Source organism: Rubrivivax albus (assembly GCF_004016515.1).
Taxonomy (GTDB): domain Bacteria; phylum Pseudomonadota; class Gammaproteobacteria; order Burkholderiales; family Burkholderiaceae_C; genus Rubrivivax; species Rubrivivax albus.
In genome coordinates this window covers 1-5590 of the sequence record NZ_SACT01000022.1, presented here as the reverse complement: position 1 = coordinate 5590, position 5590 = coordinate 1, and the positions used below count along the sequence as shown (strand labels likewise).

General features: G+C 61.6%; 7 protein-coding genes. All 7 read left to right on the top strand.

Features of this window, described 5'->3' with window-relative positions; translation table 11 throughout:
• The first annotated feature begins 136 nt into the window (after positions 1-136).
• The 7 genes from ENE75_RS24380 (at position 137) to ENE75_RS24350 (ending at position 5480) form a co-directional block, all read left to right on the top strand.
• Positions 137-715 carry a GNAT family N-acetyltransferase gene (locus tag ENE75_RS24380; protein ID WP_128201668.1) on the top strand — a complete coding sequence of 193 codons (579 nt, stop codon included), beginning with the start codon at positions 137-139 and terminating at the stop codon, positions 713-715.
• A gap of 811 nt (positions 716-1526) precedes the next feature.
• A complete protein-coding gene (locus tag ENE75_RS24375; RefSeq protein ID WP_128201666.1) occupies positions 1527-1922 on the top strand; it encodes a hypothetical protein in 396 nt (131 codons plus the stop codon).
• Positions 1923-2050: 128 nt separating this feature from the next.
• Positions 2051-2626: an RDD family protein gene (locus tag ENE75_RS24370; RefSeq protein WP_128201664.1), complete on the top strand. Its 576-nt coding sequence runs from the start codon at positions 2051-2053 to the stop codon at positions 2624-2626.
• Between the two features lie 163 nt (positions 2627-2789).
• Positions 2790-3641 (top strand): FRG domain-containing protein, encoded by an 852-nt coding sequence (locus tag ENE75_RS24365; protein WP_128201662.1) that lies wholly within the window; start codon positions 2790-2792, stop codon positions 3639-3641.
• A gap of 158 nt (positions 3642-3799) precedes the next feature.
• Positions 3800-4216 carry a hypothetical protein gene (locus ENE75_RS24360; RefSeq protein WP_158289091.1) on the top strand — a complete coding sequence of 139 codons (417 nt, stop codon included), beginning with the start codon at positions 3800-3802 and terminating at the stop codon, positions 4214-4216.
• Positions 4217-4363: 147 nt separating this feature from the next.
• On the top strand, positions 4364-4849 hold the full coding sequence (locus ENE75_RS25850; RefSeq protein WP_128201658.1) for a GNAT family N-acetyltransferase: 486 nt from the start codon (positions 4364-4366) through the stop codon (positions 4847-4849).
• A 223-nt stretch (positions 4850-5072) separates the two neighbouring features.
• Positions 5073-5480 carry a hypothetical protein gene (locus ENE75_RS24350; RefSeq protein ID WP_128201656.1) on the top strand — a complete coding sequence of 136 codons (408 nt, stop codon included), beginning with the start codon at positions 5073-5075 and terminating at the stop codon, positions 5478-5480.
• The last annotated feature ends 110 nt before the right edge of the window (positions 5481-5590 follow it).

Genomic DNA, 5590 nt, shown 5'->3' with positions numbered 1-5590 from the left:
CGTTCTTCGAGGGTGAGATGGTTATACGACATGGTTGCAACCCCTTCTTGCCGGATGAGGAAGTGGCCAGTATTCCAGCTCACCCCCTTCTCGCTGCTGGTGTTGCACTTGATCTGACAATCCGCCCCGCACAGACATGCCCAGCCCACTGCTCGTCGAAGTACCGCAGGAGATTGAAACCGAGCGCTTGCTCCTGCGTGTGCCTCGAGCTGGGGACGGTCCCGCACTTCACGAGGCGGTGTCCGAATCGCTCGTCGAGCTTCGTCGCTTCATTGCCTCCGTGCCATGGGTTGCGCAGGAGCAGTCAGTAGAGTCTTCCGAGATCTACTGCAGAACCGCTCTGTCGAACTTCGTTGCTCGCAAGGACATGCCTTACCTCTTGTTCGAGCGAAAGTCGTCCACGCTTGTCGGGTGCGCGGGCCTTCATCGGCCGAACTGGGATATGCCAAGGTTTGAAGTTGGCTACTGGTGCAGAACTGCAAGCGCTGGCCATGGTTTCGTTACAGAAGCGGTCAGTGCCCTGGTGCATCTGGCCGAAGCCCGCTTGTCGGCAGTCAGGCTGGAACTCATCGCCGACGCAGAGAACACACGATCAAGGGCCGTGGCAGACCGTGCAGGGTTTCAGCTTGAAGGTGTGCTTCGCAGCGAGCGCAGGGCAGCGGATGGGTCCCTTAGGAACACGTGTGTCTATGCTCGCGTCCGCAGTGCGGCCTAACCCCTCGCTCAAGCGCGGACCCGCAACGGCGTGCACCCTGGCCCGCGAGGCCGTGCCTGCATATCATCGGCCTCGCGGGCCAGGGCACACGCCGCTGCGTGCCGCTTAGCTCGAACGTTAGGCCTCGGAGGAGATGCCGCTGTTCAACGAAACGCCGCTGAACAGCCGAGCAGCCAAGCTGGGCCTCTCGGCCACCGCGAGCTGTAGGCGAGTGCTCGGCCAAGGGCCCAATCGCCAAGCGGCTGCGCGAGATCGAACAAGGTCGCCAGGCGCCTTCGCCATCACCGGTGCGGCGCTTCGGCTGCGCTGCAGAAGGCAAGTTTCATCAGTCAGTTGGTCAAGTGCTCCGCGCGCTGCGGACGCGCTCGCTGAATCTGGTGGCCCAGCGCTGCGCGCTCGGCCAAGCTGCGAGTCGGGTGCAGCGGCAGCCGCAGGCGGCTCCCGCGGAAGAGCATGGTCGCGTTTGGCAGCAAGAGCGCTGGGGTCTTCTTCGTCCTTGGGCGGTCTGGTGTCGCGCTGGAAATCACCATCGCGGCATTCCGCCAAGAACTCGTGGTTCATGGTGGCCGGAGCCATGGGCGCAGTAGGCCGTGCACCGAGGCCTAACACCTCGCTCAAGCGCCGACGCGCAACGGCACGGCGCCTGGCCCGCGAAGCGCCCGTTGTCTATCATGCGCCTCGCGTGCCAGGCACCGCGCCGCTGCGCGCGGCTTAGCTCGAACGTTAGGCGGCGCGAAGAGGGCCACGCACAGGTCCGCCCAAGAACAGCCCGCCATCTCACCCAGCATCGATTGGTTGTCGCCAAGTGCTTGTGCAAGTCGCCATCGCCGTCGTGTTTGCCACAGGCTTGTTCTTGGCTGGTTTGGGCGTGGCAGCACTGCTGCAACCGCAGCTTGCGCGGAATCTTCTTGGCGGGTTTGCTGGTTCGGCGTTCAAGCACTACGTTGAACTTGCCGTCCGCGCTGTGGTTGGCATCGCCTTCATCACCGCAGCACAACGACTTCCAGGGCCAGTGCTCTTCCAGGTGGCCGGCTGGGTGCTCTTAGCTACCACGGTCGTGCTCGCAGCCCTACCGTGGCAGCAGCACCGGCGGTTCGCGCGGTGGTCGGTTCCCAAGGCAATGGCCTACCTTCCAGTCATCGGCATTGCGTCACTGGTGCTTGGTGGGGCTGTGCTTGCTTCCGCGTATGCAGCAAGCGCCGCCTAACCCCTCGCTCAAGCGCCGACGAGCAACGGCGCGGCACCTGGCCCGCGAAGCGCTCACTGTGTATCCTGCCCTTCGCGGGCCAGGCACCGCGCCGCTGCGCGCGGCTTAGCTCGAACGTTAGGCATCACATGCCCACGCCGGCCCACTTCACCGCATCCGCCAAGAAGCGAATCGCAGCGTTTAGTTTCGACTTCTTTGCGGCAACACTCCTCTTCCTGTGCGTTTCGGCAGCGCTCGAAACTCAGGGCGTCGACATTGGCACGTTCCGCAACTACGTCATCTGCCACGCAGCCTATCACCTACTGTTCTTGGTGGCACGCGGCGGTTCTACCCTGGGCAAAGCCCTACAGAACATCGCCGTTGCATCGGAGACTGGACAACCGCTTGCACTTTGGCAGTCGGTGGTCCGCGTGGCTGTCAGGTACCTTCCGCTCATCGCAGTAACCGTCGCGTACGTCGAATGGGAGACGGTACCAGCGATCCTTGGCTTCGCTGCCAAGCTCGTCGCCGGACTGGTATGGCTGGGTGAACTCCATCTGCTGCAGAACTCTCCCGGGCGACAAACCATCGCAGATCGCGCCGCCCGCTCGGTGGTGGTCAATCTGCCCCCTCCGCACACTCACCGCGCGCCCGCTGGGCCCATGTACAGCGCTACCGATGTTGAGTTTGGCGTACCACCTCGCCGCCCACCAGGTGATGCCTAACCCCTCGCTCAAGCGCCGACGCGCAACGGCACGGCACCTGGCCCGCGAAGCGGCGGTTGTCTATCATGCCCTTCGCGGGCCAGGCGCCGCGCCGTCGCGCGCGGCTTAGCTCGAACGTTAGGCGTCCGGATGACGCACGTCAGCGGTGGACTCACTTTTGCCAATGAACATCACCGAGATTACGAAGGCCGAAATCAAGTCACCGTCCGACCTCATGAAGTGGGGAGGTCATCTCGAGGGCTTGAACGCGAAGTCCGGACCGATGCTCTTTCGTGGTCAGCCCGAGCCATTCTCAAACCTAAAGCCTACGCTCGCGCGTGCCGTCGATGGAGGTGCGTACGACGCAGCGATCCTGCTTGAACGTCGCCTTCTGAAGAACTTCAGAACGCACTATCTGGACTTGCAGTCACTACCGCCAGACATGCCGACAGGGGAGGAGGTCAACGCCCGAAATGACGTCGAGGTCCTCAGTCTGATGCAGCACTATGAAGTCCCCAGCCGACTCCTCGACTGGAGCGCAAGCGTTTGGGTCGCAGCATACTTTGCCTGCGCCTCGAACCCTGACAAGGATGCCGAGCTTTGGTTTGTGGACGAGGCGCTTATGAATCCGACTCCGAGTGAACTGCCAACACACGAAGTTCAGAGGCTCGTCTTGGGCTCAATCGGAGAGAGGCCCACCGATTACCACAAGAAGTGGGGCATGCCACTTATCGCGGTCATGGTTCCCATGGAAAACGCTAGATTGAAAGCGCAGCAAGGGAAGCTGACCGCTAGCGACAACGTAACCGTCGATCACGCGCAACTCTTGTCTCGGCTGGACGCGTTGCTGCATCCAGAGAAGAAGACCGGCAACTCGTTTGGTCGATTTCTCATCAAGGGCGCTAGGAAGAGGGACATCTTGAGATTCCTCTCCGAAGAGAAGGGCGTGAGCGCCAAATCTCTCTTCCCGGACATAGTTGGGCTGGGCCGGTTCCTACGGTGGGAGTTTGAGGCTCTGAGAACGGAACTCTACTGAGGCAGCATGCGGACGCCTAACCCCTCGCTCAAGCGCCGACGCGCAACGGCGCGGCACCTGGCCCGCGAAGCGCCTGCTGTGTATCCTGCGCTTCGCGGGCCAGGCGCCGCGCCGTCGCGCGCGGCTTAGCTCGAACGTTAGGCCTCACGAGAACCGCCGTGCCGACTTTCGCTGACTCTGTCCAAATGGCAGCACTTGAACTGGTGCATCGTCATGATCTCGATGAAATCGAAGATGTGCTCCGCTCAGCTGGAGTCAGGGATGATCTCGTCTGGAAGCTGACGTTGCTCATCCCCAGCGCCTTTGCTGCAGCAAGGTATGAGCCTGAAGGCATCGAGTTTCCAACGCACTTCCAGGTTGGCTCTAAGAGTGAACTTCGAAGCCTTCCCTACAGCGGCGAGGCTGCATACGTTGAGGCTCGAAAGTTGGCCGATCGTTGGATTGCCGAAGGTCGCCATTCATTCGTTTCACGGATTCTCGACTGGAGCGCAGAGGCCAAGGGGATCAACCAGGCCATTGAGCAAGGCCTTACGCCGACTCGTATGGCTTCCGTTCATCACGGTGACGTATGGTGAGGCCTAACCCCTCGCTCAAGCGCCGACGCGCTCCGGCAGGCGGCGTAAGCCTGGTCCGCGGCCTATGAGGCATCATCGCGAACCAGGCTTACGCCGCCTGCCTCCGCGCGCGGCTTAGCTCGAACGTTAGGCGTCGCAGGGACCGCAGTGCAACCGATCACTGTCCTTGAAGTGGATCCCCAGGGCTCAGATGCGTTGAGTCTTCTTCGGGAAGCTGCGGTTGAGGCGAGGGCGCTGTACCCCGAGCTGATCGAGCAAGACGCACCTTGGCCAACGAATGGGCCAAACCCGGAAGGCGGCGTCTACTTGGTTGCGTACCAGGGCAGGAGCCCAGTTGGTTGCGGCGCCCTGCGCCCACTTGAGCCAGGGGTGGCCGAGGTCAGAAGAGTGTTCGTTACTCGACCGGGGCGCAGGTGCGGTGTAGCAAGGCTAGTCCTCAGGGAACTTGTGGTGCGGGCGCGGGGACTCGGATACACCGCACTTCGGCTCGAAACCGGCTACAAGCAAGATCCGGCAATCAAGTTGTATGAGTCGGCAGGCTTTGGCCGTATCGAACCATTCGGTGCATACGCCGGAGATCCAACGAGCGTGTGCTTCCACAAGGACATCGGGCATAAGGAAGGCGACGCCTAACCCCTCGCTCAAGCGCCGACGCGCAATGGCACGGCACCTGGCCCGCGAAGCGCTCACTGTGTATCCTGCGCTTCGCGGGCCAGGCGCCGCGCCGCTGCGCGCGGCTTAGCTCGAACGTTAGGCCGCACGGAGATCGTCCTGCGCATATGGGAGTACTGTGGTTACAAGGGCTGAACAGGAGGCGTTCGAGAGAGAGGCGTATGCCCATCTCGGCCATTTGTTGATGACGTTTTCGCAACTCGACAGCAATCTTGAGGTGTACCTCAGGAACACTGAGTTGGCGGAACGAGTGTCACCTGAAGGTGCTAATCCGAAACTTCGGTCGTTTAAACAAAAGTTAGATGTTCTGGAGGAGCGGCTCAAGGGAATGAACTTGGGGTATCCAAAGGAGGCGGCCGAATTGAGAATCTGGCTCGATAAGGCTGAGCAGCTCCGTGGTATCCGGAACGAACTTGTTCATGGTCGGTGGGGGCTTGAAGCTCGGCAAGGCTTCGTTGTGAACATACTCGGACTGCCTGGTAGTGAAAGTCAGAAAGTCAAGTCGTACACCCTTGATGGACTGGGAGAACTTGTTGCGTTCACATATGAGGTCTCAACCACCTTTTGGCAGCTAAGAAGGAGGCTGCCCTGAGTGCGGCCTAACCCCTCGCTCAAGCGCCGACGCGCAACGGCACGGCACCTGGCCCGCGAAGCGCCCGTTGTCTATCATGCCCTTCGCGGGCCAGGCGCCGCGCCGTTGCG

Excerpts from the sequence above, each read along its gene's own strand:
- ENE75_RS24350 (WP_128201656.1), top strand. The coding sequence starts at position 5,073 with ATGACGTTTTCGCAACTCGACAGCAATCTTGAGGTGTACCTCAGGAAC.
- ENE75_RS24365 (WP_128201662.1), top strand. The coding sequence starts at position 2,790 with ATGAACATCACCGAGATTACGAAGGCCGAAATCAAGTCACCGTCCGAC.
- ENE75_RS24380 (WP_128201668.1), top strand. The coding sequence starts at position 137 with ATGCCCAGCCCACTGCTCGTCGAAGTACCGCAGGAGATTGAAACCGAG.
- ENE75_RS24370 (WP_128201664.1), top strand. The coding sequence starts at position 2,051 with ATGCCCACGCCGGCCCACTTCACCGCATCCGCCAAGAAGCGAATCGCA.